We start from the raw sequence: 26,039 nt of genomic DNA on the forward strand, positions 1-26,039 counted from the left end.
GGTGTCCACCAGGGGACTGTGGTCCGGAACGTGTGCCGCGGGCGTCGGACTGCTCCCGTTGCCGGCCCTCGGCCGGTAAGGGGGATGGTCACACCCGGCCCCGGTGACGAGCACACCTCCGTGCCGGGCATCGCGCACGAGCGGAGCCCAGCGCCATGGCCGGTTCGCCGCCGAGCGTCCAGGCCACCGGTCCGCCTGCCCGTGCGTGGTGAGTGCCGCATCCGGCGCCCCCGAATCCCCGGCGTTCGCCCACGCATGTCCCGTCACGAACACACCGACCGGGAGCGGAAGCCAACCGCTGCACCGACACCTCGGCCCGGAGCCGGCGCTGTCGGCCGACCCCGTCAAGGGCCGACCACCACACTCGCTCCGGTCAGGCCGATACAGAACCGCGGCCCCAAGAAGACGTCCGCGCCGGCGAACACGAGGTGTGCCGTGCCGCAGGCGCACTACGCTCGGCGGCCGCCTCCTACGGCAGCCGATGCCGCCGCTCCCCGGCTACAGCCGCAGCATGCGCTCCGTGATCTCCCGGTACTGCCGGAGCGCGTGTCGGAAATCCTCCGCCTGCTCCTCGGAGTCCTGATCCTGCCACTGCGCACGCAGGACGCGTCGCCGTTCGGCGAGCGCCTTCGCGAGTTCCGCTGTGGCCTCGTCGAAGGCACTCTCGGCCGCCTCCAGCGCCTCACGCGGAGTGTCGGCGAAGTCGAGGAGGGCCTGCCGCAGGCGCTGGGAAACCCTTTCCCGGTCATCGGCGGGCAGCAGCGGCTCCGGCCCCCGGGCCGGGCGTGCGGTCGATCCGACACCCTTGCCCGGAGGCTGCTGGGCACGTGCCTGGTCATACATCATTCGTGGGCCACTTCCCTGTCGCGTCGCGTCGGCCGGGTGCCACCGGGACCCTCACCCGGAACAAGCCGACCCGCGGGGCCTGACCCGAAACGAGCGGGCCCTTGACACCCGTGGCCCGTCTGGCCGGCCTCCACCGTCCCCCGCCAGTCAACGCCCGGTGACCTTCCCTGTCAACGAACCCCGTGAACGGAGAGTTGCAGTCCCGGAGAGGCTGCCCGGCTACCGCCTCCTGCCAGCGCGGTCTCGGTGCGCGAGGTGTCGCCATCAGCCTCCATGGCGCCGACGCAGGAGACGGCAGATGAGGTCGGCGGCCGGCGGCCATCATGCCCCTGTCCGGCAGTACCTGCCCGACCTGGTGGAACGCCTGCTCCCGCTCCGCGGACGGCAGGACGAGACGGTCGATGGACGACCGACGTAGCGGCGGACGCCCATCGTCACGCGCCTTACGATCGGGAACTGCGCACCGCAGATGAACCACTCCGTCCCCTGCAGCTCCGTGCCCGACCACTGCATCCCGTCCCGTGAGGGGACGGCCTCTCGTCACTCTGGAGGAACGGTGCGCACCGCGCGGCCGGCTCCCCCCAGCCGGACCGGCCGGCCGAAACGGTCCGTCGCATGAGGCGAACACGCCGTCCGGCTCGAACAGCGCGGCCATGCGCGACCACCAGTCCTGCGGGTTCCTCCGTGGCAGTGCCGCTGCCACGGAGGAACCCGCCCTGTACGGCGGCACAGATCAGCACACCGCCCCAACCGGCCTACGGGACATACAGGTCCCACACCTGGTGGCCCGGGCCGCCGCTTCGCCACACGCACACGAAGTCCGTCCACCTGCCCTCGGCGATACCCTCGTCCCCGGTGCCCTGGCAGATCCGCGGGCTGGTGAAGGTCTGCACGTAACCCCATCCGGGAGGGCCACCGTCCAGGACTTCGGCCCGCGCGCCATGCCCAGACGCCGAGGCGACAGCGGCGTGCGCCGGCACCGAGACAGCAACGGCCCCCGCCACGGCGGTTCCGACCAGCACGGCGCTGGTCACCAGTAGTTTCTTCGCCCTCACAGCAGTCTCCGATGTCGTCGGTCGACCAGCCCGTATCAGGTTGGCCTTCGCACTTTGGAGACTAGAAGGGAGACCTGAGCCGCCCTGCTGCATTCGAGGAGAATCGAAACGAGTGCTGCTCCCGAGCCTGGTGCAGGCGGGGCAACCGCAGTATGACACCGACGCGATGGCCGGACGCGGGCGGCGACCGCTTCGGGCCTACGGGGCGGTCCGTGTCCGGCCTCTCGTGGATCCCCCGTCGGCCGCGACAGCCCCTCCTCAGCGGCTGCACGCCGACCCCGTTCTGTCTCGTCCAGCTCCCCGTGATGCTGGCACTCCTCGCTGCCGCGGGCGGGGTGCGGTGACATTTCACCCCGTTTTCGACTGGGTGGCGTACTTTTACGGCGATGTTGGCTCCATGTCACCCAACTCGCCTTCGGATTCCGGTCTTGGCGGCTCGTAGGCGTAGGCCAGCGCGGTGTCCAGGAGATGGCGCAGTCGGGCCGGGGTCGGGGCGACGGCGGTGGCGATGAGGACCTGGGGATCGGCCAGGGGAGTCAGTACCGCGTGTCCCTCGGCCGGGTCGTTGCCGATGACGTGTGGTCCCCGGGGAGTGCGCAGGGTGGGGTCGACCAGGAGGAGCTGTCCGGTGGCGCGGTGGGTTCCGAGGACGGCGGGGCCGTCCCACGCCGGTGCCGGGTCGCCGTAGGCGGTGTACTGGTCGAAAAGTGGCCGCCCCCCGCGGCGGACGGTCAGACGGGTGGTGAGGTGGCCCGACGCCTCGCCGGAGCGGCCCAGGAGCTGTTCTTCTCGCATGAGCAGGTGGGCGGTGGCAGCGAGGTCGACGGTGAACGTCTGGTGCAGGGTGCTGCCCCGGGTACTGATCAAGGGCTCGGGGAGCCAGTGCAGGGTTGCGTGATCGCCCACCCTGACCCTCGCGTCGTAGGTGGCCGGTGCGACGGTGGGGCCGCGCAGGGCGATGGTGGCAGCTGAACTGGTCACCTCCAGCCGGGCGCCTGTTTCGGCGGTGATGTCCAGGGCGAGCCTGTCTCCGCCGAGCGGCGCGCTCATTGCGCCGAGTACGCAGACATGCGCCTGTTCTCCGCGGGCCCGTAACCGGCGCAGGTGGAAGGGGCCGTCACTGTGCAGCAGCGGGACCATGGTGGTGCGGCCGTTGTGGGTGGCCTGGATCCGGGCGGCGGCGACGACGCCGGACGGGTGTATCGGGGCGGATTCGGCAGAGCGCCGGCCGCGTGGCCCACTGTCGGCTTTGGGAGTTCCGCCGGCCGGCGTCGGGATCACGGCCGGCGTCTGCGCGGTGGTGTGGCTCACCGGGTGGATCCGTTGGCGTGCCAGGAGGTGAGGCAGCCGGTGACCCAGTCGGCGACCGGTTGGACGCCGTCAGGTGCGGTGAGGCTGGTGAAGGCATAGGGGAGACCCTTGCGCTGCTTGCGAGTGTCGGCCCTCATGGTGTCCAGGTCGACGCCGACGTAGGGGGCCAGGTCGGTCTTGTTGACGACGAGGAGGTCGGCGGTGGTGATGCCGGGGCCGCCCTTGCGGGGGATGTCGTCACCGCTGGCCACGTCGATGACGAAGACCTGGGTGTCGACAAGTCCACGGGAGAAGGTCGCGGTCAGATTGTCCCCGCCGGACTCGATGAGGATCAGGTCGAGCGGGTGCAGGGTCTGTTCGAGGTGCTCGACGGCTTCGAGGTTGGCGGAGATGTCGTCGCGGATCGCGGTGTGCGGGCAGGCTCCGGTCTCCACGGCGGTGATCCGCTCCGGTGGCAGTACGGCCTCGCGGCGCAAGAAGGCGGCGTCTTCCTGGGTGTAGATGTCGTTGGTGACCACGGCAATGGAGAGCCGGTCGCGCAGGGCGCGGCACAGGGCGGCCACGGTCGCGGTCTTGCCCGAACCGACAGGACCGCCGAGGCCGATGCGCAGCGCGCGGCGGCTGCCGTCGGCGAGCAGCGGTTCGGCGCTGTGGGTGTGGCGGTGCGGCATGGTCACGGGGTGGTCGAGATGCACAGGTGCTCCAGGAAACGGTCAGGGCTGGTCAGGAAGCGAAGAGCCGAACGGTCCAGGCGGCGTGCTGCTCACTGGTGATGTCCAGCAGGGGAGCCGACGCGGCGGGCAGGGCGGCGACCCCCTGCGCCACAGCCTGCACCGCCGCGTCGGCCGCGGCGTCGGCGACGGTGTCGAGTTCGGCGGCGAGCCGCGCCAGGACGCCGGTCGCGTCGAACGGGTCCAGGCTCAGCAGCCGCACGGCCGCGGTCGCCGGACCGCCGACGCTCTCGTAGACGGCGGCCTGGGCGGCGTCGAGCGGGGTGAGCCCGGCGGCGCGGGCGGTGACGCCGAGCACGACCGGCTGATGGGCGCCCTGGGGGCGGTGCCGGGCGAGGTGGTCGAGGTCGGCGCTGGGCCAAGTGGCCCGGGCCGCGCGCATCAGCTGCCGTCCCAGACGGCGTGCGATATGGCGCAGCGCCGGTACGGGGGTGCGGATGTCGGCGGCATCGTCCAGGGCGAGGGCGTCGTAACCGTCGGCGGCGGCCGCGGCGAGACCGGCCGCGACCAGTCCGGCGGTGTGCAGCCGCCCCCGGCAGAACGACTCCAGGCTCGCGGTGTCGTGAACCCGGCCGGACGCGACGGCGGCCTCCATCCCGCCGGAGTGGGCGTGCCCGCCGGCAGGGAAACGGCCGTCGGCCAGAACGAGCAGAGCGGTACGGCTCATGGGGTGACGGGACAACCTTTCGCAAGGAGAAGCCGAGCCGACCGCGCGTGGGCGCGCCACGACCCGGCCGCGAGGGTCAGAACAGGAAGTACCGCTGCGCCAAAGGCAGCTCGGTGGCGTAATTTCGTCCCACTTCCTGCCCGTCGACCGTGGTGCGGACATCGGAGGTGGTGGCCCCGCCAATGGTGACGTCGAAAGTATCGGGATCAATGTCGATCTTCGGGACACTGTTGTTATGGACCATGTCGGCCTTGGTGATCTCACGGGTAGAGCGGATCGTGCGCAGGGGCTTGAGCAGCCCGATCTCGGCGAGTTCACCGTCCAGGGCGGCCTCGGCCACGAAGTTGAGGGAGTTCGCCGCCGGAGCCCGGCCCTCAAAGCCCCAGACGGGCCGTGGGAGGTATGGCTGCGGGGTGGGGATGGAGGCGTTGGCGTCGCCGATCTGGGCGTAGGAGATCTGGCCACCCTTGATGACCATGTGCGGCTTGACGCCGAAGAACTTCGGCTCCCACAGCACCAGGTCGGCGAGTTTGCCTGTCTCGACGGAACCGACCTCGTGGTCGATGCCGTGGGTGATGGCCGGGTTGATCGTGTACTTGGCGACGTAACGACGGGCACGGAAGTTGTCCGCGTGCGCGTCGTCCTCGCGCAGGTGGCCGTAGCGGGACTTCATGACGTGCGCCGTCTGCCAGGTCCGCATGATCATCTCACCGATGCGGCCCATGGCCTGGGCGTCCGAGGACATCATCGAGATGGCGCCCATGTCGTGCAGCAGGTCCTCGGCAGCCATGGTGGAGGGCCGGATCCGGGAGTCGGCGAACGCCATGTCCGCTTCGACCTCCGGATTGAGGTGATGGCACACGATCATCATGTCGACGTGCTCCTTGACGGTGTTGACCGTGAAGGGCCGGGTCGGGTTCGTCGACGCGGGCAGCACGTTGGGCTTGCCGGCAAGGCTGATCATGTCGGGGGCGTGGCCGCCGCCAGCGCCCTCGATGTGGAAGATGTGCAGGCTGCGGTACTTTGCCTTCTTGGCCCGGCGGTCCTTCTTGGTCGCGGCGTAGGTGCTCTGGACGAAGCCGGCCTCGTTCAGCGAGTCGGCGTGCAGCGCGACCTGGACACCGGTCTCCTCGCACACGCTCAGCGCGGCGTCGATCACCGCCGGAGTGGCACCCCAGTCCTCGTGGATCTTGAAGCCGAGGGCACCGGCCGCGATCTGGTCGTGCAGCGCCTTCTTCGAGACGGTGCTGCCCTTGGCGAGCAGACCGATGTTCACCGGAAAGGCGTCCAGCGCCTCGAAGGTCCGCTGGATGTGCCACTTGCCGGGCGTCACGGTGGTGGCCGTGCTGCCCTCGGCCGGGCCGGTACCTCCGCCGATCAGCGTCGTCACACCTGACGCGACCGCCTCGTGGATCTGCTCCGGACACAGAAAATGCACGTGGGTGTCGACGCCGCCCGCGGTCAGGATGCGGCCCTTGCCAGAGATCACTTCTGTCTCCGGGCCCACGACGAAGGCCGACGCGCGGGGGTCGTCGTTGTCGGGCGGCGTCATGGTTTCCGGGTTGTACGCCTTGCCGATGGCACGGATGCGGCCGTCGCGCAGTCCGACGTCGGCCTTGACCACTCCCCAGTGGTCCAGAATCAGCGCACCGGTGATCACGGTGTCCACCGGCTCACGGGGGTCGTCGCGGGGGATGTGCGACTGGCCCATCGACTCACGGATCACCTTGCCGCCGCCGAAGACCATCTCGTCGCCGCTGCGCCCCGGGCCACCGCACCAGTCGGCGTCGATGCGCAGCACGAGATTGGTGTCGGCGAGCCGGACCCGGTCGCCGGCGGTCGGCCCGTACAGGTCGGCGTAGCGGGAACGCGGCAACGGGTCCCAGGGCTTGTCCTTCTCAGTCCTGTCCGGCATCGAGGTGCTTCTCCTCTTCGCTCTTGTCGGCCTGAAGCCCGTGGACGATCCGCTCGCCGGCGATCGGCACCAGCATCACGGTGCGCTTGTCGCCCGGCTCGAACCGCTCGGAGGTACCGGACGGGATGTTCAGCCGCATTCCGTGGGCCGCCTCGCGGCGGAACTTGAGCCCTTCGTTGGCCTCGGCGAAGTGGAAGTGGGATCCCACCTGGACCGGACGGTCCTTGGGATTGCGCACCACCAGCGGCACCGCCGTCGCACCCTCGTTGAAAATCACCCGGTGCTCGTCCTCGTCCGGCAGCAACTCTTGCTTGCCCGGATGCACGCCCACCTCGGCAGACGCCTCATCGAACGGATCGCTGATGGTCACCAGCTTCGTCCCGTCCGGGAACGTCGCCTCGACCTGGACGTTGTCGACCATCTCCGGCACACCGTCCATGACCTCGCTGCGCTGCAGCACGTGGCGCCCGGACTCCATCACCGAATCGACCGTCGCCCCGGCCCGCGCCTCCTCGTAGACGTGTGCCGTCAACAGCGCCATGACCTCGGGATAGTTCAACAGCAGACCGCGCTCACGCCGCCGCTGGGCGACGTCAGCCGCCACGTGGACCAACAGACGCTCCTGCTCGTGCGGAGTCAGATGCACGCCGATCCCCCTCTCCTGTTCGTCGCTACACCCATGCGGCAAGCACCACGAAGCGCAAGGAAGATGCCGCCCGCCGTACCTGCCGCAGACCGATCCTCGGGGAGGAGAGAACCCATGGGCCCGGAAACGCACAGGTCAACCCTGATGGAGTGAACCGGGGGCACAGGGTGCATACGGGGCGCAACGCCCTGCCCCGTGTACGACCGACCCGTCCGAGGATGCCCGCGCGGATACGCCCACCGCATCTCGATGGCGGACACCTCTGCCCCGCCCCGGGGGAAGCATCGTGGCCCTCCTGGGCCGGCTCCCGGCCCACCCTCCGCCGACCGCCCTTGAGGGCCCGTTGTGTCCAGAGCCGGTACATGGTGAGGTGGCCCCAACCGGGGGCCGGGCGGCCGGGACCGTAAGGCCGAGGGCCGCCCAGCAACGGGCGAGGTCTTCGAAAGGCGGCTCCGCGGCAGCGGCCGCCGGACTGCGACGGGCCCGCCCACGACCGGGCTGAGCACCGAGACCGGGCGCGTACCCCGCTTCCGCGAGCTGAGAGAGGCCCACGTCGTCAACCGGGTCCGCCCCTGCCGAGGCAGCTTCGCCTTGGTCGATTCCTGAGAACCGGCCTGCTCGGCCCGCTGATCGCGCGGCTGTGCACGGCCCTGTTCAGCCTGCCGCTGCGCGGTAGCGGGCCCACCGCCTGGCTCGCGGCCGCCAACTCCCGTACCGACTCCCGCCGTCTCGCCTCCGCGATCACTCCGAGCTTGCCGACAGACCTGCGTTGAAGCTCATCACCCGGCCCGCCGTCCAGCCCAGCGGATCTCTGCCCCAGATCTGCCGAACCCGCTACTGGGACGCAGCGACTGAAGTGCCGCCTGACCGTGGCGAACTCCTGCCTGTCGCTGACGTGGTCCTCACCCACCCCCTACCGGGGTACCCCCCTCGACTTGGCCCCCTGGAGTGACGTCCAACTGTCCACTGCTCTTTACGCTCTTTCCTCAGGAGGCCAAGACGGAGGGGGACGAGCGAATGCGGTGCTTCAGCATGACCCGGACCGCTGCCGTACTGATCACACCACTGGCAGGTGACGCGCGATGACGCCCCTCAGCAAGCTCTCGAGGCGCGCCGCCAGGGTCGACGATCGGACCCCGGCCCATCGCGACCGGGCATCGACGGAACCGCCGCGTGCCGACATCTGAGGAGCCATCGCCTTGCGCCTCTTCGAACGCGTCGCGCGCACATAGGCTGGTGCGCATGATCCCAGTGGAGGAGGAACGCCCGCGCGCGCCGCTCGCGGGGGCCTCGCGTCGGTGGGTGCGGCTGCTGCCATGGGCGGTGGCGTTCGTGCTGTGCGTCGCCCTGCTGCCCACGACCATCGTGGTCCTTACCGCCGACTACGGCCTGAACGGGGGAGTCGCCGCAGGGCTGGCCGTCGCGCAGGCCGCGCCGCTGCTGCTCGCCGTCGTACGGCCGCTGCAGGCCTGGTACGTGGTCTTCACCGCGGATGTGGCGGGCTCGCTCGTCCTGCTCACCGTCGACTTCCAGGAGCGGCTGCTGTGGCCGTTCCCGCCCATGGAGATCGTCGGGTACGTCGGCCTCTGCCTCGCCCTCGGCCTGCGCGAGCCGCGCCGGGCGCTGCTGCTGGTGTGGCTGGCCACAGCGGGAGCGAACGTGGCCCTGGGCTTCGCCGCGCCGCACGGTTTCAGCGCCAAGGGCCTGCTGCTCACCATCCTCGGGGGCGTGGCGCTGCTGCTCGGCGGGGTGCTGCGCGAGCGGTCCGAGGTGCAGCGCAGGCTGGTCGAGCAGGAGACGATCAGCGAGGCTGAGCGGGGCCGTCGGACGCTGCTGGAGGAGCGCGCCCGGATCGCCCGCGAGCTGCATGATGTGGTGGCCCACCACATGTCCGTCATCACGGTGCAGGCGGACACCGCGGAGTACCGCCTCGGCACGCTGTCGCAGGATGTGCGGGAGGAGTTCACCTCCATCGCGGCGACCGCGCGTGGGTCGCTCGGCGAGATGCGGCGCCTCCTCGGCGTGCTGCGCAACGAGGAGGCACACGGCGAGCTGGTGCCCCAGCCGGGCCTGGCGCAGATCGGGCAGCTGGTGGAGGCGACGGCGCGGGCCCGCGGGCCAGTGGAGTTCACCCCCTGCGACGTCGAGGTGCCCGAGGCGGTCGGGCTGTCCGCGTACCGGATCGCCCAGGAAGCCCTGGCGAACGTCGTGCGGCACGCGCCCGGTGCCCGCACACAGGTGTCCCTGTCGGTGACGGAGCCCGATCCGGAGCAGGGCGCGCGGCTCACCCTCCTGGTCGTCAATGGGCCACCGCCGGAGCCGCCCGCCGAGCCCCTCGAAGCAAGCGGCACCGGGCACGGCCTTGTCGGCATGCGCGAGCGGGTACGGATCATCGGCGGCACCCTCGACACGGGTCCGCTCCCGGACGGCGGCTTCCGTGTTGCCGCCCAGTTTCCCCTGACCGAAAGAGACCTGACGTGACAACGCGTGTCATCGTCGTCGACGACCAGGCCATGGTCCGGGCCGGCTTCGCCGCGCTGCTGGCCGCCCAGAGCGACATCGACGTGGTGGGGGAGGCCCCCGACGGCGCCAAGGGTGTCGAACTGAGCCGGCGTACCCATCCCGACGTCGTGCTGATGGACGTCCGGATGCCGGAGATGGACGGCCTGGAGGCCGCGCGCCGCCTCCTGGACCCGCCGGCGGGCGTCACACACCGGCCGCGCGTCCTGATGCTCACCACCTTCGACGTCGACGACTACGTCTACGAGGCGCTCCGGGCGGGCGCGAGCGGGTTCCTGCTCAAGGACGCGCCGCCGGCCGACCTGATCGCGGCGGTCCGAGTGGTGGCCTCGGGCGACGCGCTGCTCGCTCCCTCGGTGACGCGGCGCCTCATCGCAGACTTCGCCAAGCAGCGTCCCAGCACACGGGGCAGGCCGGCGCTGCGGCTCAAAGGGCTGACGGAACGCGAGACCGAGGTTCTCACCCTGGTCGCCCGCGGTCAGTCCAACACGGAGATCGCCCAGACCCTCGTGCTGGCAGAGCAGACGGTGAAGACGCACGTCAGTCGCATCCTCACCAAGCTCGACCTGCGCGACCGCGCCCAGGCGGTGGTCTTCGCCTACGAGTCGGGGCTGGTGACCCCGGGCGAGTAGGACCGCCCCGCCCCCGGCCCTCCTTCACCCCCTACCGGGGTAGCACTTCCACTTTGGCTCCTCGGTATGACGCCCGGCGCACGGCCGTCCCCGCACTCTTCACCCGTCACAGAAGGCGCGCGTAAGAGGGAGACGGGACATGAGGCTACGCAAGGGCAAACCGCAGAAGGCGGACAACCGGCCGGAGGTCGACGACCGGCCCGGGGTTTCGGCAGCCACGCCCGGTCTCGCCGTCGAGCTGCGTGACGTCCGGCGGCAGTACGGTCGCGGGGCGGGCACGGTGCACGCCCTCTCAGGCGTCGACCTCGCCCTGCCGCGCAGCACGTTCACTGCGGTCATGGGACCGTCCGGGTCCGGCAAGTCCACCTTCCTGCAGTGTGCCGCCGGGCTCGACCGGCCGACCGCGGGATCCGTGTTCCTGGGCGGCACGGAGATCACCGGCATGAGCGAGGACGAGCTGACCGAGCTGCGCCGCAGCCGCCTGGGGTTCGTCTTCCAGGCGTTCAACCTGCTGCCGTCGCTGACCGTGGAGCAGAATGTGCTGCTGCCGATGCGTCTCGCCGGGCAGCACCAGGACCACCGCCGGGCGGCCGCGGTGCTCGCGCAGGTCGGACTGGCCGACAAGGCGGGGCGCCGGCCCGGGGAGCTCTCCGGCGGCCAGCAGCAGCGCGTGGCCGTCGCCCGAGCGCTGGTCACGTCTCCGGACGTGATCTTTGCGGACGAGCCGACGGGCGCCCTGGACACCGGCACCGCCGCCGAGGTCCTCGGCTTGCTCCGGAACGCCGTCGACCAGCTCGGTGCCACCGTCGTGATGGTCACCCACGACCCGGCCGCGGCCGCCTGGGCCGACCGAGTGCTCTTCCTCGCCGACGGCCGCTTTGCCGACCGTCTCGAACGCGGTTCCGCACAGCAGATCGCGGCGCGGATGACGGCGCTCACCGCCCGTACCGCTCCCGTGGGTGCCATGGCGGGGGCGGCAGCGTGAAACTGAAGCCCAACGGGCTCGCCCGCGCGGCCGTCCGCTTCAAGCCCGCCTCCTTCGCGGGGACCTTCGTCGTGCTGATGATCTCCGCACTGATCGTCTCGGCCTGCGGCATCCTGCTGGAGACCGGCCTGCGCGCGTCGGTGCCGGCGGAACGCTATGCGAAGGCGCCGGTCGTCGCGGCGGCCGACCAGTACAAGTACGTCGTCACAGGGAGCGGCGAGGACCGCGAGAAGGAAGCGGTGCCGCTGCCGGACACGGCACGCGTGGACGCCGCTCTCGCGGACAAGGCCGCTCGCGCGGACGGGGTGCAGGCGGCGGTGCCCGACTTCACCTTCCCGGTGCGGGCGACAGGTGAGCTGCCCGTCGAGGGCGGCGTGCTGACCGCGCACGGGTGGGGCTCGCACGCCTTCACCGGCTCCGCGCTGACCGAGGGAGGCGCGCCGGCCGAGGGCGAGGTCGTGCTCGACACCGACACGGCCCGCGCCGCGAAGGCCGGGGTCGGAGACACCGTCGTGCTGCAGACCGCCGCCGGGCAGCGGGACTTTCGCGTCGCGGGCATCGCCACGGCCGGACCGGCGGACAGCAGCAAGGAGGCCGGGCCCCTCGCCTGGTTCGCCGACAGCCAGGCCTCCGCGCTCGCCGGCCATCCCGGCAAGGCGGACGCCATCGCCGTGCTCGCGAAGCCCGGAACCGATGCCGACGCCCTCGCCGGCTCCGTCAAGCAGGCCCTGACAGGATCCGGCGCACAGGTGCACACCGGCGACGACCGCGGCGCCATCGAGGATCCAGGTCTCGCCTACGCCAAGGACACCCTCTTCGGTATCGGCGGCCCGTTCGGCGGGATCGCCGCCCTCGTCGCGATCTTCACCGCGGCCGGGACGGTGGCGCTGTCGGTCGGACAGCGCGCCCACGAATTCGCCCTGCTGCGCGCCATCGGAGCCACCCCGCGGCAGATCCGCCGCGCGGTCGCGTTCGAAGCCCTGCTCGTCGCGCCACTGGCCGGAATCCTCGGCGCACTGCCCGGCATCGGGCTCGCCGGCTGGTGGCTGGGGCAGCTGCAGGACCGCGGCGCGGTCCCCGGGGCCGTACAACTGCACGTCTCCGGCATTCCCCTCCTTGTCGCCGTCGGTGCCGGGCTCCTGACCGCACTCGGCGCCGGCTGGGTCGCCGGTCGCCGGCCGGCGAAGACCAAGCCGGGGCAGGCGCTCGCCGAGGCATCGGTGGAGCGGCTGCGGCCGGGTGTCGTCCGTACCGTCCTCGGTGTGGTCGCCCTGGCCGGTGGCGCGACGCTCACCGGCGTCGCGGCCGGCTCCACCGGTGACGGCGCCGCCGGCGCCGCCCTCGGTGTCGTCATGTCCTTCATGCTCGCCGTCGGACTGCTCGGCCCGCTGATCGCGCGGCTGTGCACGGCCCTGTTCAGCCTGCCGCTGCGCGGTAGCGGGCCCACCGCCTGGCTCGCGGCCGCCAACTCCCGTACCAACTCCCGCCGTCTCGCCTCCGCGATCACCCCGATCGCGCTGGCCGTGGCCTTCGCCTCGACGCTCGTGTTCATGAACACGAGCGAGCGACACGTCGCTGACAAACAGCTGCGCGCGGGCATCACCGCGGACCACGTGGTCACCGGCCCGGCCGGGCTCCCGGTGGACGCGGTGCAGCGGGCGGCCCATGTGCCCGGCGTGGACGCGGCCGTCGGCCTGTTGAACACACAGCTGCTGGTGCCGACCGGTTCCGGCGAGTTCAAGGCACTGCAGGGCGCGGCGGCCCAGGGCGTCGCCGGGTCGGCGGCCGACCTCGCCGAGGTGCAGGACCTGGGCGTGACGCAGGGCAGCCTGGAGCGTATCGGCACCGGCCGCGTCGCCATCGGAAAGAACCTGGCGGACACGGCGGACGTCGGCATCGGGGACCGGCTTCCGCTGTACCTTCCCGACGGCACCAGGACTCGCCCGGAGGTCGTCGCGGTCTACGACCGAGGCCTCGGCCTCCCGGCAGTGACCATGGACCGCGCCTCCCTGGCCGGGCACACCACCTCCGGCTTCGACAGCACGCTGCTCGTACGCGGCGGCACGCAGGCGTCGCTCGCCGCCCTGGGCGAGGTCACCGATGCCTCCGGCTACGCCGCCGAGCAGAGTCTCGACGCCAGGACGGGCGCCTGGATGAACAACACCATGGCCGCGGTTCTCGGCGGCTTCGCTGCCGTCGCCGCCGCCAACACCCTGGTGATGACCGTCCTCGACCGCCGCCGTGAGCTGGGCACCCTGCGCCTGGTCGGCTCCACCCGCCGCCAGGTCGTGCGGATGCTCGGCTGGGAGAGCCTGCTGGTGTCGACCTCCGGCGTGCTCCTCGGCACCGCGATCGCCGCGGCCACGCTGTTCCCGATGATGAGCGGCATGACCGGGGAGGCGCCATACGCGCCCCCGCTGGTGTACGGCTCCTTTGCGGCAGCCGCCGGCGGGCTGACGCTGCTCGCGGTCACGCTGCCGGCACGTCGAGCCCTGCGCCGCTGGTCATAGCGCGCCTCGATACCGCACACCGCTACGGGGCGGGAACCGAGCACCACGCCGGGATCCCGCCCCTCGCGATGGCGGCACAGGACGCACGGCTCCTGAACGGGGGGAGCCGCTACCGCGCCCTCGCAATCCCTACCGACCGCGGCGCGCACTCCTGCCCCAGGCGGCAGCGCCGCGCACGAAGCCTCCGACGACCTGCCATGACGGAGAGGACACTCATGACCGCAACCCTGGATCCCCCGGTCCATATCGGGAAGGCCGCTGTCGGAGCCGTGGGCTTGTTGGCGCTCGCCACCGGCGCACTGGAGTCGGTGGTGACGCCGACGCTCCCGCTGCTGCAGCGCGAGCTCGACATGACTCCGGCGCAGGGGGCGCTGCTCAGCATCGTGCTCCTCATCACCGGCGCCCTCGTCACTCCGGTCGCCGGAAAGTTCGGCGACCGCTACGGCGGGAAACGCGTCCTGACCCGGCTGATGGCGGTGGTCTCGGCCGGTGGACTGGTGTCCGCCCTGGCGCCGAATCTGCCCGTTCTGCTGCTCGGCCAGGTGCTGCAGGGGGCGATGGTGGGCGCGCTGCCGCTGTCGTTCATCGTCGTCCGCAAACACCTCCCCCAGGGAGAGGCGAAGGTGGCCATCGGGGTGGTCAGCGGCCTGTTCGTCGGGGGCGGGATGGCGGGGACGCTGTCGGCCGGGCCCGTGGCGGAGACGCTGTCCCGCCACTGGATGTTCGCGCTGCCGACCTGCGCCGTCATCGGGTCCACCCTCCTAGTGAGCAAGTTGCTGCCGCACGATCCGCCGGCCCGGTCCGGCCGGGTCCGCATGGACTGGGCCGGTCTGTTCCTCCTGAGCGGGGCGCTGACCACGCTCATGCTCGTGCTCGCGCTGGCTCCCGACGCAACCTCGCAGCCCCTCGTGCTCGGCGCCCTCGTCGTGGTGTTGGCCGCCTTCGGGGCCGGATGGACAGCCGTGGAACGCCGCGCGGCCTCGCCCATGGTCGATCTGCGCATGCTCGCACGGCCGGCGATCTGGAAGGCGTGCGTGCTGACGTTCGTGATCTGCGTCGGAACGTCCATGGCGGTCTATCTCGTCCCTCAGCTGTTCGCGGTGCCCACTGACGCATACGGCTTCGGGGCCAGTGCCACCGAGATCGGCTTCTTCCTGCTTCCCGGCGCCGTTGCCGCGTCACTGGCCGGGCCGCTCGGCGGGATCGGGACGCGGCGGTTCGGCTCGCGCCTCGTGGTCACCGTGGGCGTCGTGACCATGGTTGCCGCCCTGACCGCCCTTGCGGCCGTGCACACCGAGCCCTGGCACCTCGTCTTCGGCAAGGCGCTGATCGCGCTGGCCAACGGCCTGTGTGTCACGGCGATGATGACCAGCACCGCCACCTCCGTCGATCAAAGCGACACCGGCATCGCCACCAGCCTGGTCCTGGTGACGCGCGTGGTCGGTTACGCCGTGGGGGCACAGCTCGGTGGCGCCCTCCTCACCGCTGCGACCCCTTCCGGGGCGGACGTCCCCTCCGAGTCGGCCTTCTTCACCGGTTTCGTCATCGCCGGCGCAGTCACCGCCCTGGCCTTGTTGATCACCCGCACCATGAGCAAAGGAGTCAAGGAATGACCCGTATCGACCCGACAGAAATCCGCAGCAAGCAAAGGCGCACGGTTCTGATCTCCGGGGCCAGCATTGCGGGCCCCGCTCTCGCGTTCTGGCTGAACCGCGCCGGGTTCGCGGTCACCGTCGTCGAGAAGGCGGCCACGCTGCGCCGAGGCGGCTATCCCATCGACGTGCGCGGCACCGCGCTCGAGGTCGTCAGGAGGATGGGCCTCCTGCCGTACCTGAGGGAGGCGCACATCGACCTGCGGCGGCTGACGTTCCTCGAGGGCGACGGCGACACGGTGGCCTCGCTCCACCCGCACGCCGTCTCCGGCGGCGTGGCAGGACAAGACCTGGAGGTGCGGCGCGGAGACCTGACCGACGCCCTGTACGCGGCGGTCCGCGACGATGTGGAGTTCATGTTCCACGACTCCGTCGCAACCCTCGACCAGCCCGGGCACGGAGTCGACGTCACCTTCCGCGGCGGCGGCACGCGCACGTTCGACATGGTGATCGGCGCGGACGGGGCGCACTCCCATACACGCGAGCTGGCGTTCGGCGCCGAGGATCCGTTCCACCGCTATCTCGGTTACTGCTTCGCCATCTTCCCCCTGCGCAACACGTTCGGGCTCTCCCACGAGACCGTCATGTGGAACACCCCGGGCAGGGCCGCGGCCCTCTACGCCGTGGGAGAGACCGACGAGGTGCATGCGTTCTTGAACTTCGCCCATCCGCAACCGCCGTTCGACGCGCTCCGCGACGAGGGATCCCAACGACAGCTGCTCACGGATGTGTTCGCCGACGGCGGATGGGAGGTCCCGGGCCTGCTTGCCGCCCTGCGCGAGACCGAGGACGTGTTCTTCGACGCGGTCAGCCAGATCCGCATGCCCCGCTGGTCCAGCGGTCGGGTCGCGCTGGTCGGTGACGCCGCATACGCGCCCTCGTTCCTGACCGGGCAGGGCACCAGCCTCGCGCTGGTCGGCGCGTACATGCTCGCCAGTTCCCTGGCCGCAGCCTCCGGAGACCATGCCGCGGGCTTCGCCGCCTACGAACGCGACACCCGGGAGTTCGTGACGCTGAACCAGGAGTTGGTCGGCGAGGGCGATGCCACGCTCTTCCCCACCACGCCAGAGGCCCTGAAACAGCGCAACGACAGGCTGCGCAAGCTCAGCGCCCTGCCCTCGGCGGAGCCCCGACCGGCCCATTCGGCCCTCACCCTGCCCGAAGTCCCGCCCATGGCATGCGACCAGGTCCAAGAGCCGCTGCACCGCAGTACCCTCCCTCCCCGTACATAGAGGTGCGGTCGCGGTGCATCCCGAAGAGCCTGCCCCGGAGGTGGTTGCGAACTCGGCGACCGCTCGATCACGGTATGCGGAGGCCCCCGTCCTGTCATGAACCGTGCCGAACCGACCGCAGGCCCGCCGAGCATCCCCCGTCTCGGCGGGCCATTGTCTGTCAGCCCCAGTCGCAGCCGGTGCCGTCGCCGTCGCGGTCGAGGTGGCGGCCGTAACCGGGCTCTCCCGCTTGAACGGGTGCTGCTCCGGCGGCGCGGGCGGCTGCACAGTTTTCGTAATAGACGCTGCTGTCGCTGTCGCTGTCGCTGTCGCCGTTGTCGTAGGTGGGGGCGGCGGTGACGGTCTGGGTGACTTCGACTTCGACCTCGACGGTTTCCGTCACGGTGGGGGCCGGCTCGGGTTCAGCGCTGGCGGTTTCTGTGACGGTCACGGTGGGTCGAGGCTTGGCGGCGACGGTCTTGGCGTCGTCTTTCGGTGGGGTGTCGCCGGCGCCGGCTCCGATGCCGAGGAAGAAGGCGAGGGCGAGCGCGGGTACGACGTAGCGCTTCTTCGCCCACTTCGGTGCGGGTCGTCCTGATGTCGGCGGTGTGAATGGGTTGGCCATGATCCCCCCGAGGTGATTGTTGAAGCGTTGACGGTAGCGGCAGTGTGGAGGAAATGTGAAGACGCGGGGGAGAAGTCGTCCGTCCGTGACGGATGAGGCCAGTAGGGCGGCGGTCCTGAGCCGCCGCCCTCATCGTCGCGCCGGCAGCTCCCCGGCTTCACCTCGGGAATCCCGGTGTCCGTGGCGCCGACCTTCTCCAGCTCGGCCTCCCGTCGGCCGGCGGACGTCCTGTCGCAGGCGGCGGCGGACACGCGGGGGACGCCCTTGGCGTCGGTCCAGGTCTGCGAGTAGCTCCTACTGGCTGGTGGCACTGACAGGCCGGCATGCGAACGCGGCAGCGCCCGCTGTACGCGGGTGCTGCCGCGGTGCTGCGGTCTCGCCGGCTTGTCAGACTTCGCGCACGTGGACGCCGCTGTCGGTGAGGGTGCCGTCGTGCTGCTCGTAGTGGGACAGAGCGAGGCCGAGGCCGAAGAAGGTGGGCGCCCATTCGCCGACGAAGAGGCCCCAGCGGTCGGCGCGGTCGACGTTGACGCCGGGCTCGACCTTGAGGCTGGCGGCCCAGGCCACGACGGTGAGGCCGATGGAGGCGAATGCGGCCAGGTAGGCGTGCTCGCTCTTGACGCCCATGTCGTGCATCTTCTTGACGATCATTGGGTGGCTCCATTCCTGTGGGGGTCGGGGACGGAGTGCCCTCGGCGTGTGCCGGTATTCGTCTGCTCTGTCATGTTATGCGACTGGTGATCTCGTCGGCAGGGGCACAGGGCCATGAATCGGGCGCGTCCGACGGGCGCCGGTGGCCCGCACGGCATATACCTGGTGCTGTGGCCTTGAGTCCGCAGATCCGGCCGTTTGCTCGCTCGGTGCGCCTTCGACGATGTGAAACCTGGCGTCCCGGGCAGGGCAGTGCACGCAGTCACGCTTCCGGAACCAGCGCTGCACCAGCACGGCCTGCCGGAACGGCCCGAGCGCCCGAGCGCCCGCGAGTCGCGCGGAGTGCCGATCCGGCGTCGTCGCACGGCCGGCAGACGGGCGCTGCTGGCCGAGCGGCTCCCACGCTCCGTGCACCTGCGTGGCGACAGCTTCCGGCGGATGATCGTGTCCGGTTGCGAGGAGTTCACGCTGCCGCCGACCGTCGAGGCAACGGCTCAGCTGCGACTGCGCTACCAGGCCTCCGCTGCGGTCGCAGACCTGTACGCGCAGGCGGGATGGACCGTCGTCGTCCAAGACGTCGTTCTCGGCGAGCACTTGGATGCCTACCTTGATGCCGTGACCGCGAGGCCCCTGTATCTGGTCGTCCTTGCCCCCTCGCCGGCAGTCGCAGCGCGTGAGGCCGGCCGCCACAAGAACGGCTACGGCGGCCCCTGGACGGTCGACATCCTGGACGACGTCCTACGCCGTGACACCCCGCCCCGCGGGCTCTGGCTGGACACGTCGGACCAGACACCCCACCAAACCGTGGATCAGGTCCACGCTGACCTCGCCACGGCTCGCATCGTCAGCTGAGAGAGCCCGACAGAAGGTCGGTGAGAAGACCTCATTGGTCGCCGTCAGGGGCGGCACCGGATGACGGACCTGTCCTGCTTCAGCTCTGGTGCGCACGCAAGGGTAGGGGCGGGGGCTATCCGTTCTTGTGCCGCTGGTAGTGGCGGGCGACGCGCACGCGGTTGCCGCAGCGGGCGGCCGAGCACCAGCGGCGGCGGGGGTGGGCGGGCAGGAAGAGCAGCACGCAGTCGTGTGCCTCGCACTCCCGGATCTTGGTGACCGCCGGATCGGCCAGAAGGTCGGCGGCAGCCTCCGCGAGCCAGGCGGCCAGGCGCTGGCCTGGTGTTCCGTCGCGTCTGCGCGTGGCGGTCACCGCCGATCCGTCCCACGCCAGCTCGCTGATCGCGGGTGCGGAGCGTTGCACCTCATTGAGGGCCGCCAGGTCGACAGTCGTGGGCTTCTCGCCCCGGCGTACGTGGGCGAGGGCGCGGGCGGTGTGTCCGCGTACGGCCCGGACGGCGGCCAGATCCGCGGCCGTGACCTGTTCGGGCGCTGCGTCCGGGAGGCGCTCGGCCTGGAGGGCCCACCATGCGCGCAGGTCGTCGGGGGTGGCAAGCAGGTCGCCGATGGTCGGGCGGGTGTTGACCAGGTCCAGGGCCAGCGGTTCTCCGGTCGGAGGTACAGGCGCGCTCATGCAGCTAATTCTACATCTATGCGATGACCCGTTAGTCTGGCTGTGCCTAACGCATTCACCGCCAATAAAGGGGTTAGATGTGTCTGCTTCAGTCGCCAGCACCGTCCACCGCCACGTGGAGGTCGACGGGGTCCGGGTCTTCTACCGCGAGTCCCTGCCCGACCGGGCCGACGCTCCCGTGCTGCTGCTTCTGCACGGTTTCCCGTCCGGGTCGCATCAGTTCCGCCGTCTCATCGACGTGCTGGGCTCCCGCTACCGGCTGATCGCGCCGGACTACCCGGGCTTCGGTCACACCCAGGTCCCGGACGGCTTCACCTACTCGTTCGACCGGCTCGCCGACATCACCGAGGGGTTCGCCCGGCAGCTCGGCCTCGACCGGTTCGTGATGTACGTGTTCGACTTCGGCGCACCGGTCGGCTTCCGGCTCGCCGAACGCCACCCCGAGTGGATCGCGGGCCTCGTCGTGCAGAACGGCAACGCCTACGAGGACGGGCTGTCGGACGCGGCCCGCGGCGTGCTCCTCGCGGACCCCCAGGAGCCCGGCACCGAGGCCGCGCTCGGCGACCTTCTCACCCTGCCCGGCACCCGCTATCAGTACGAGGCTGGCGTCACCGACCCCGAGCTCATCCCCCCGGACGGCTGGACCCTCGACCAGCACTTCCTGGACCAGCCGGGCCGCAAGGAAGCCCAACTGGCGCTCTTCTTCGACTACCGAACGAACATCGGCAGCTACGGTCGCTGGCAGGCGTGGCTGCGCCGGCAGATGCCGCCCGCCCTGATCACCTGGGGAGCCCACGACCCCTTCTTCATCGCACCCGGAGCCCACGCCTACCTCCGGGATCTGCCCGACGCCGAGCTCCACCTTCTCGACACCGGGCACTTCGCCCTGGAAACCCACCTGCCGGAGATCGCTCCGCTGATCGCCGATTTCCTCGACCGCACCTGGAAGTGAGCGTGCCCGCCCACCGTTATGTGACCGCCGTACGGCGGTCACACCCGGGCCGTTGCGGGCAGTCTGCTCGCGGCGGTGTCTCCGGCGGGGCGGTCAACGCGGTCCTCGCAGCATGTGCCCTCGCGGCGAACGCACCCGACGGCTTCCGGCCGCTGAACCCTCTCTCCTTCCTCTTTCCGGCCGCGGTCGGCATCGCGCTGGGCGCTGTCGGCTGGGCCGCGGTGCGCAGATGATCGAACGAGCAGGAAGCACTGCTCAGACAGCTCGTTCCGGCCGTCGTGGCGGTCTCCTGGATCCCCGATCTCCTGCTGTTCGACGAAGGCGGGACCGTCGGAGTCGCCGCGGCGATGCTCATACATCTGGCGGTGGCCGTGATCGCGGCCGCCGCCTAACGCAAGGCCATGCCGCGCTGCAGGTCGGGGAACAACCGCTCGTGCGGCCGGCGCGCACAGCAGGCATCTCGGGGCCGGTCTGCGGCTCGCCAGGCTCCGTCGTCTTCGAAGCGGGCAAGGCGAGTGTCCGCTCCCACCCGATGCCGATCGGCGGCTCCGGGCGGGAGCGGGACACTCGATGACACCGCACCACCCCAGACCCTGATGTATACCCCAGACGGGTATATGATCCGGCGCGATGGCCGACCTTGGGCGTCGACCTCACCCCGGACGACTTCCTCGCCGCGATGGACGACTGCAAGGACCGCGACCCGGAGCTGGCGATCGTCGTCTCATCGATCAAGGCCACGGTCAAGGCGACCTGGGCAAGCTCCGGCGCGCGGCCCCGGGGCGAGGGCCGGAAACCCGGGTACCCGTGACGCGCCCTGGCCCGGCCCACCGCATCAGGTGCTTCCCGCCGCACCAGCGTGCCACCGGGGAGTGCGAGCGCTCGGCGTTGCCGCATCTCGGCGGGCTGTCAAGGCTCTCGCGTCCCCCGCGGGCCGCCAAGCGCGTGGGCCCAGGCCAGTAGTTCGGGAGCGTCGAGCGCCGGTAACCACCTGTCGGCCCGGGTGGTGCCGTCGCCCTGTGGCCGGGGACCGACGCCCAAGACCCGCAGGCCGGCCCGGCGGGCCGCTTCCATACCGGTCAGGGAGTCCTCCACCGCCAGCGCCCGGTGCGGGGGGACACCGCAGAGCTGGGCCGCTACGGCGTACACGTCGGGGTGCGGCTTGGGGCGCACGCGGTCCCCGGTGTCGGGGACGACGAGGTGCTGGAAGTGCGCGAGCAGCCCGGCCCGTTCCAGGCTGCCTTCGACCACGACCCTCGGGCAGTTGCTGGCCACCGCCAGCGGCAGGCGGCCGGAGAGCAGTCGTACGAGCCGGACCGCACCTGGCATCGTCACCGGTTCGTCGGTGACGAGTGCCAGGAAGTGGTCGAGAAGCGCGGCTGTCAGGTCCTCGGTCAGTTCGGGTTTGTGCACGGACTGCGCCATGAGCCGGCCGCAGTCCTCGTAGTGCAGGCCAAGGGCCTGCTCCGCGAACCCGGGCGGTGGCTGGAGTCCGTGCTCCCGGAAGGCCCGGCTGCGAGCCTCCTGCCAGTGGCGTTCGCTGTCCATCAGGGTGCCGTCGCAGTCGAAGACGACGGCTTCGGGCGTCCAGTCGAGCAGATCGTGGTCCGAGGTGGTCACTGGGGCCTCCCATGCCTTCGCATGCACGCATGCGGTATTTCCGTGTCGACAGAAGCGGAAAGATAGTTTCCGCTACGTTATTTCCGTCCAGGCAAATCGGGCAATAACCCTTTTTGGTGACTCGACGGGCGTTGGAAACGGGCGTATGGCCGGGGCGCGGCGACAGCCGTGACGCAGCTGCCGAGACCGTCAATACCGCATGCTCGCCCATCAGTTGACACGCGTGCTTGGCCGCGCCGGGCCCGGAGCGCCTTGCGTCCATTACCACTCGCAAGTGTTCGCGCTCGAAAGAACTGCGTAATTGCCCCATCAAAGTGCCTGTTTGGGCTCCGGGCGTACGCTGGCGCACTAAATTCGTGGCCGGTATCAGAACAGAGCGAGGGCGGATGGAACGTTGCAAGAACGGGCGAAGGCAACCCGCAGGTCACTGCTGGAAGCGGCTGCCCAACTGTTCGCTGAACAGGGATACGCGGCCACCAGCGTCAACGACATAAGTGCAAGGTCGGGCCGGACCAGCGGCGCGGTCTACTTCCACTACACCGGCAAGGAGGGCATCGCCGTCGCCGTCGTCGAGGACCGGTTCGCCACCTGGTCTCAGCTCGCTGCACGCTACGGAGACGAGACGGTCCCCCCGCTCGAACGGCTCGTTGCCCTCAGCTATGAAATCGCCCATGACCTCGCCCGTGATCCCGTGACGCGCGCCGGTGCCCGTCTGTGGGCCGAGCGCACATTCATCACGGCTCCCGTTCCCGACCCCTTCGCGCTGTGGACCGCCGCCGCCACGCGACTGCTCGCGCAGGCTCGCCTAGCAGGGCATATCAACGAGCGCGTCCGCCCCGCCCGCACGGCCCGGACCCTGGTGCGCGCGTTCTTCGGCCTGTGCACCCTCACTGAGGCCCTTGAGGGTACGACCGTCCTCGACGACCGCCTGACCGACTGGTGGCACCTGACCCTGCCATCCCTCCGGCCGCAACCGGCCCGCGGAAACCTCCCGGCAGGCCGGTGACGCATGGCGACGCACCCTCACCGCAGCATGGACTTCGACGGTGTGAACGTCTACCGGCCCCAGGCCGTTGGTAGCGGCCGGAGGAGGGCCGCGATCAGTGGTTCGCCGAGTGCGCCGCCGGTGTGAGTGCAAGGGTCATACTGGCACCGCCCACCAGTGACCGTGACTGCTTCGCCTGACAGGCCGAGTATCGGAGAGCGCCACGCGGCCTGGAGAAGAGCAGGAAGTTGCGCACGCCTGACACCCGCAGGGTGCCGGTCGGACTGTCCGGGCAGCGGCGACACGACGTGCAGGTGAGGCAGCCGTGCTTCATCTCCCCCGTGAGGAGACGCCTGCCTACGACCGCTTCGTCGCCGAGTCTGGCGACGTTCCCCCGATCCGCGGTGAAGCCGACTGCCTCACCGCCGCCCGCGCAACTGCTGGGCCCGATGCCCGCCGTCCGTCCGCGACGGGCGCCGTCGGACCGTGCAGGCCCGCCGACGCCGTGAACCGTCAGGTCGTGGCTGGCAACGAGAGGTTGAGTAGGGCGTACTCGAGCAGGCGCATTACGCGCCTCTGCGTCGTGGGGCCGGGCATGGGTGCTGAGGTACCGGGCTGGGTGCTTGGCGAGGTCGGGAGCAGCGCGGCACCCTGTCAGTGCCGTGCCGTAGGTTGCCTGAAATCACGTGTTCCCGGTGAGGGGGGATGAGGGTGCGCAGGCCTGTTGAGGATGTAGTCCGCGTTCACTACGGCCAAATCTATGTCGAGAGTGATCCAGGCAGCTTCGGCCTGGACCTCCAGGAGTCTTTCGCTGGGCAGAGCGCCGGGCTGTGCGGGGCTGCGGTACCCGGCGCGCTGTGGCTGTCGACCGGGCTGCACACGGGCAGTGTCGCCTTCACCGTCGAGGTGCACGACCATGCCCCGCCGCTGGATCCGGCGTGGGAGGACGTGGTGGAGGTGTCCTTCCGACCCGTCTCGGCTGCCAGCGCTCTCGTGCAGTGGGCGGGGGAGGCCTCCTGGGCCCTGGACCTGGAAGAGACGGACTACCGGGTGCGCTACTGCGCCCAGGGCATGGACGAGGCGCACCGCCAGGACACGCGGCTCGACGACGAGCCGCAACTGGACCGCTACCTGCTGCAGTTCTGGCCCGCTCCGCCCGCACCGGACCGCATCCTGAAACAGACGTCGGCGGCGGCCGGGTACTGGCACGACTACGCCCGCCGTCAGCCGGCCCCACCCACAGCGGCCGAACGCGCCGAAGCCGAGCGTCAGGCCCGCCTCGCGCAGGAGAAAGCCGAACAAGAACGCCGGCTCGCTCACGAACGGTGGCAATGGGGCGGCCGACAGCCGAGCCATGCCCTGCGCGAGGTCGGCGGCAATGTGCGCGGTCTGCTCGCCTTCGACCCCGACCTCGTCCACGCCATCGACGCCGCCACGCCCCAGGTCCAGCGGGCGACAGCGCTGCTGGCCGCGCGCCACGCCTGTGAGGCGGCCGGACTCACCGACCTCGACTGGATCGCCGCAGGCCTCACCGCCCTGGCCGAGGGCCGACCGCTGCCGCCGCCCTTCGACGACTCGGACCAGGTGTGGCGGGCACTGGAAACGGACCCACGCGTCCCCGACAGAACCGTCGGCCGGGCCGTTCCGCCCGGGCGACCCCCCTTCGAGCCGCCCCCCCCGCAACGGCACGCACACACCGGCTCCAGAGCCGATGCCGCTCCCGAGGATCGCAGGTCCCGCGGCCGCCCAGGTGGTGCCGCCGGATGGTGCCGCACCACCGGCACCACAGCCCGGGGAAGCGGCGCCCTACGCAGTGATGGTCACGTTCGGTGAGCCGGACCCCTCCCTGCGGATGTCCCAGCCCCACATGGCACTGCCCGCGCTGCTCGGCGCCGCCGAACCCGACCCGCTCCAGGCGGCCTTGGACGCGGTGTACGCGGCCGTGGCCACCTACGGTGAGGACTACCGAACCCTTTTGGAAGAGATCCGGTCCGCGTGTCAGCGGATGTGAGCCAACACCGGCCGCGGCTCCGTGTCGCCGCCTTCACGGCCCTGGGGCAGTCCCCGCCTGGCCGGGAGCCGAGGATGCCCGGCATGGCTGCCGGGGAGGAGTCTCGCGGCGTGTGGGCTGCGCCCAGCGAAGCCGAGGACAGGTGCGTTGCAGACCGTGGCCGGTTTCCGTACTCACCGGGAGTCGGCTGCCGGGTCAGATGGGCTGGGTCAGGTGGCAGCCCAGTCGCGCAGTTGCCGGGCGATCCGGGCGACGCCGAGCACGCCGGAGGATGCGTCGCATACCAGCGCGACGGCCGCCTTGGGCGGATAGTCCAGGGCGTGCGCGTTGAGGATCAGGTAGGCCTCGGTCGCGTGCCAGGCGAACGCCTCGTTCGAGTGTTCCAGGCACGGCAGCTTCGCCAGGGTCTGCAGGAGGGCGGCGGCCCTGAGGTGCAGCGATCCGTAGACGCCCCGCTCCAAGGCTCTGGCGTTGACCCGGGGCGACGGCCGCATAGAGCGGCCCCAGGTCGTCGACCTGCGGATCACCGTCGAGCAACTCGGCGGCGTGCAACAGGAACGTGACGTCGAGCGGGTGGAGCGCTTCCTGCTCGCTCGCGCGGCGCAGCCCCGGTCCTGCTGCTGAAGCTCTCCGAGCGCCTCCCGCTCGCTCGCCCGCTGCTCCGCGCCAGGATCGGCGCTGCTGGGCTCGGCCGCGAACGCCGCACCGCTGCGGGCCATGGACGCCTTGAAGCCCTCCAGGAACCGCTGCTCCACCGCCGTCGCCCGGTCGTAGGCGAAGGTGTCCGTGGGCTGGGGGTGTGGGTGGTGCGGGGGGTGGGGTTATGTGGTGGGTTGGGTGGTGGGTTGGGTGGGTGTGGTGGTGTGGGTGGTGGTGAAGATGGTGGTGTTGTTCTGGGTGCCGGTGATGGTGTGGGTGGTGGGGTGGTGGGTGGTGGTGGGGGTGGTGGGGTGGGGGGTGATGTGGATGTGGAGGGGGGTGTGGTATTC

General features: G+C 70.8%; 22 protein-coding genes and 1 pseudogene. 12 read left to right on the top strand and 11 right to left on the bottom strand.

All coding sequences use genetic code 11. The features are described 5' to 3' along the window. Positions 1-498: 498 nt before the first annotated feature. The 6 genes from ACZ6EG_RS31375 to ACZ6EG_RS31400 all read right to left on the bottom strand — a co-directional run bounded on the left by ACZ6EG_RS31375 (position 499) and on the right by ACZ6EG_RS31400 (position 7,171). Positions 499-846, bottom strand: coding sequence for a hypothetical protein (locus ACZ6EG_RS31375; RefSeq protein WP_391971398.1), 348 nt, complete (start codon positions 844-846; stop codon positions 499-501). A 1,433-nt stretch (positions 847-2,279) separates the two neighbouring features. Continuing rightward, positions 2,280-2,951, bottom strand: a complete 672-nt coding sequence (locus tag ACZ6EG_RS31380) for an urease accessory protein UreD (RefSeq protein ID WP_469609719.1) — start codon at positions 2,949-2,951, stop codon at positions 2,280-2,282. Positions 2,952-3,208: 257 nt separating this feature from the next. Then, positions 3,209-3,907 carry an urease accessory protein UreG gene (gene ureG / locus ACZ6EG_RS31385; RefSeq protein ID WP_356612821.1) on the bottom strand — a complete coding sequence of 233 codons (699 nt, stop codon included), beginning with the start codon at positions 3,905-3,907 and terminating at the stop codon, positions 3,209-3,211. A gap of 28 nt (positions 3,908-3,935) precedes the next feature. Then, on the bottom strand, positions 3,936-4,610 hold the full coding sequence (locus ACZ6EG_RS31390; RefSeq protein WP_469609721.1) for an urease accessory protein UreF: 675 nt from the start codon (positions 4,608-4,610) through the stop codon (positions 3,936-3,938). 76 nt (positions 4,611-4,686) lie between these two features. Continuing rightward, positions 4,687-6,525, bottom strand: a complete 1,839-nt coding sequence (locus tag ACZ6EG_RS31395; protein WP_469609724.1) for an urease subunit alpha — start codon at positions 6,523-6,525, stop codon at positions 4,687-4,689. Beyond that, positions 6,509-7,171 carry an urease subunit gamma gene (locus ACZ6EG_RS31400; protein WP_469609727.1) on the bottom strand — a complete coding sequence of 221 codons (663 nt, stop codon included), beginning with the start codon at positions 7,169-7,171 and terminating at the stop codon, positions 6,509-6,511. The genes ACZ6EG_RS31395 and ACZ6EG_RS31400 overlap by 17 nt, the downstream gene beginning before the upstream one ends. A gap of 1,242 nt (positions 7,172-8,413) precedes the next feature. On the opposite strand from ACZ6EG_RS31400, the gene ACZ6EG_RS31405 reads away from it, so the two are divergent. The 6 genes from ACZ6EG_RS31405 (at position 8,414) to ACZ6EG_RS31430 (ending at position 16,702) form a co-directional block, all read left to right on the top strand. Continuing rightward, positions 8,414-9,652, top strand: coding sequence for a sensor histidine kinase (locus tag ACZ6EG_RS31405; protein WP_391971397.1), 1,239 nt, complete (start codon positions 8,414-8,416; stop codon positions 9,650-9,652). Beyond that, positions 9,649-10,323, top strand: a complete 675-nt coding sequence (locus ACZ6EG_RS31410) for a response regulator (protein ID WP_469609730.1) — start codon at positions 9,649-9,651, stop codon at positions 10,321-10,323. Before ACZ6EG_RS31405 ends, ACZ6EG_RS31410 begins: the two co-directional genes overlap by 4 nt. 139 nt (positions 10,324-10,462) lie before the next feature. Continuing rightward, positions 10,463-11,308, top strand: a complete 846-nt coding sequence (locus ACZ6EG_RS31415) for an ABC transporter ATP-binding protein (protein ID WP_391971395.1) — start codon at positions 10,463-10,465, stop codon at positions 11,306-11,308. Next, positions 11,305-13,818, top strand: a complete 2,514-nt coding sequence (locus ACZ6EG_RS31420; RefSeq protein ID WP_469609733.1) for an FtsX-like permease family protein — start codon at positions 11,305-11,307, stop codon at positions 13,816-13,818. Before ACZ6EG_RS31415 ends, ACZ6EG_RS31420 begins: the two co-directional genes overlap by 4 nt. A gap of 215 nt (positions 13,819-14,033) precedes the next feature. Further along, positions 14,034-15,431 (top strand): MFS transporter, encoded by a 1,398-nt coding sequence (locus tag ACZ6EG_RS31425; protein WP_391971393.1) that lies wholly within the window; start codon positions 14,034-14,036, stop codon positions 15,429-15,431. Next, positions 15,428-16,702 carry an FAD-dependent monooxygenase gene (locus ACZ6EG_RS31430; RefSeq protein ID WP_469609738.1) on the top strand — a complete coding sequence of 425 codons (1,275 nt, stop codon included), beginning with the start codon at positions 15,428-15,430 and terminating at the stop codon, positions 16,700-16,702. The genes ACZ6EG_RS31425 and ACZ6EG_RS31430 overlap by 4 nt, the downstream gene beginning before the upstream one ends. Positions 16,703-16,862: 160 nt before the next feature. Here ACZ6EG_RS31430 and ACZ6EG_RS31435 read toward each other — a convergent pair whose 3' ends face one another. After that, the gene (locus ACZ6EG_RS31435) at positions 16,863-17,306 is read right to left on the bottom strand and encodes an excalibur calcium-binding domain-containing protein (protein ID WP_469609741.1); all 444 of its coding nucleotides are present in this window, start codon (positions 17,304-17,306) and stop codon (positions 16,863-16,865) included. Positions 17,307-17,693: 387 nt separating this feature from the next. Then, positions 17,694-17,957, bottom strand: coding sequence for a hypothetical protein (locus tag ACZ6EG_RS31440; protein ID WP_356609856.1), 264 nt, complete (start codon positions 17,955-17,957; stop codon positions 17,694-17,696). 342 nt (positions 17,958-18,299) lie between these two features. Here ACZ6EG_RS31440 and ACZ6EG_RS31445 point away from each other — a divergent pair, with 342 nt between their 5' ends. Then, entirely contained in the window at positions 18,300-18,809 is a 510-nt protein-coding gene (locus ACZ6EG_RS31445) for a phosphotransferase (RefSeq protein ID WP_391971601.1), read from the top strand. A 115-nt stretch (positions 18,810-18,924) separates the two neighbouring features. Here the strand turns inward: ACZ6EG_RS31445 and ACZ6EG_RS31450 are convergent, their stop codons facing one another. Continuing rightward, a complete protein-coding gene (locus ACZ6EG_RS31450; RefSeq protein WP_469609745.1) occupies positions 18,925-19,482 on the bottom strand; it encodes a CGNR zinc finger domain-containing protein in 558 nt (185 codons plus the stop codon). A gap of 79 nt (positions 19,483-19,561) precedes the next feature. On the opposite strand from ACZ6EG_RS31450, the gene ACZ6EG_RS31455 reads away from it, so the two are divergent. Together ACZ6EG_RS31455 and ACZ6EG_RS31460 are read left to right on the top strand one after the other, a co-directional pair. Continuing rightward, positions 19,562-20,434 (top strand): alpha/beta fold hydrolase, encoded by an 873-nt coding sequence (locus ACZ6EG_RS31455; RefSeq protein WP_391971389.1) that lies wholly within the window; start codon positions 19,562-19,564, stop codon positions 20,432-20,434. 640 nt (positions 20,435-21,074) lie between these two features. Beyond that, a complete protein-coding gene (locus ACZ6EG_RS31460) occupies positions 21,075-21,245 on the top strand; it encodes a hypothetical protein (RefSeq protein WP_391971611.1) in 171 nt (56 codons plus the stop codon). Positions 21,246-21,343: 98 nt separating this feature from the next. On the opposite strand, the gene ACZ6EG_RS31465 is transcribed toward ACZ6EG_RS31460, so the two are convergent. Continuing rightward, the gene (locus ACZ6EG_RS31465; protein ID WP_391971388.1) at positions 21,344-22,054 is read right to left on the bottom strand and encodes an HAD family hydrolase; all 711 of its coding nucleotides are present in this window, start codon (positions 22,052-22,054) and stop codon (positions 21,344-21,346) included. A gap of 394 nt (positions 22,055-22,448) precedes the next feature. Between ACZ6EG_RS31465 and ACZ6EG_RS31470 the strand changes: the two genes are divergently transcribed. The 3 genes from ACZ6EG_RS31470 (at position 22,449) to ACZ6EG_RS31480 (ending at position 25,050) form a co-directional block, all read left to right on the top strand. Beyond that, a complete protein-coding gene (locus tag ACZ6EG_RS31470) occupies positions 22,449-23,060 on the top strand; it encodes a ScbR family autoregulator-binding transcription factor (protein ID WP_391971387.1) in 612 nt (203 codons plus the stop codon). A gap of 684 nt (positions 23,061-23,744) precedes the next feature. Then, complete coding sequence (locus ACZ6EG_RS31475) at positions 23,745-24,872, top strand: hypothetical protein (RefSeq protein WP_469609750.1); 1,128 nt, start codon at positions 23,745-23,747, stop codon at positions 24,870-24,872. After that, positions 24,856-25,050, top strand: a complete 195-nt coding sequence (locus ACZ6EG_RS31480) for a hypothetical protein (RefSeq protein ID WP_391971385.1) — start codon at positions 24,856-24,858, stop codon at positions 25,048-25,050. Before ACZ6EG_RS31475 ends, ACZ6EG_RS31480 begins: the two co-directional genes overlap by 17 nt. Positions 25,051-25,259: 209 nt before the next feature. Here ACZ6EG_RS31480 and ACZ6EG_RS31485 read toward each other — a convergent pair. Continuing rightward, positions 25,260-25,656 (bottom strand): annotated as a pseudogene (locus ACZ6EG_RS31485) (fic family toxin-antitoxin system, toxin component). Between the last annotated feature and the right edge of the window lie 383 nt (positions 25,657-26,039).

Source organism: Streptomyces sp. NPDC041968, assembly GCF_055589025.1.

Coding starts and splice junctions, on each gene's coding strand:
- ACZ6EG_RS31425 (WP_391971393.1), top strand. CDS start 14,034: ATGACCGCAACCCTGGATCCCCCGGTCCATATCGGGAAGGCCGCTGTC.
- ACZ6EG_RS31405 (WP_391971397.1), top strand. CDS start 8,414: ATGATCCCAGTGGAGGAGGAACGCCCGCGCGCGCCGCTCGCGGGGGCC.
- ACZ6EG_RS31450 (WP_469609745.1), bottom strand. CDS start 19,482: ATGAGCGCGCCTGTACCTCCGACCGGAGAACCGCTGGCCCTGGACCTG.
- ACZ6EG_RS31415 (WP_391971395.1), top strand. CDS start 10,463: ATGAGGCTACGCAAGGGCAAACCGCAGAAGGCGGACAACCGGCCGGAG.
- ACZ6EG_RS31475 (WP_469609750.1), top strand. CDS start 23,745: ATGAGGGTGCGCAGGCCTGTTGAGGATGTAGTCCGCGTTCACTACGGC.
- ACZ6EG_RS31430 (WP_469609738.1), top strand. CDS start 15,428: ATGACCCGTATCGACCCGACAGAAATCCGCAGCAAGCAAAGGCGCACG.
- ACZ6EG_RS31480 (WP_391971385.1), top strand. CDS start 24,856: ATGGTCACGTTCGGTGAGCCGGACCCCTCCCTGCGGATGTCCCAGCCC.
- ACZ6EG_RS31375 (WP_391971398.1), bottom strand. CDS start 846: ATGATGTATGACCAGGCACGTGCCCAGCAGCCTCCGGGCAAGGGTGTC.
- ACZ6EG_RS31435 (WP_469609741.1), bottom strand. CDS start 17,306: ATGGCCAACCCATTCACACCGCCGACATCAGGACGACCCGCACCGAAG.
- ACZ6EG_RS31440 (WP_356609856.1), bottom strand. CDS start 17,957: ATGATCGTCAAGAAGATGCACGACATGGGCGTCAAGAGCGAGCACGCC.
- ACZ6EG_RS31380 (WP_469609719.1), bottom strand. CDS start 2,951: ATGAGCGCGCCGCTCGGCGGAGACAGGCTCGCCCTGGACATCACCGCC.
- ACZ6EG_RS31395 (WP_469609724.1), bottom strand. CDS start 6,525: ATGCCGGACAGGACTGAGAAGGACAAGCCCTGGGACCCGTTGCCGCGT.
- ACZ6EG_RS31390 (WP_469609721.1), bottom strand. CDS start 4,610: ATGAGCCGTACCGCTCTGCTCGTTCTGGCCGACGGCCGTTTCCCTGCC.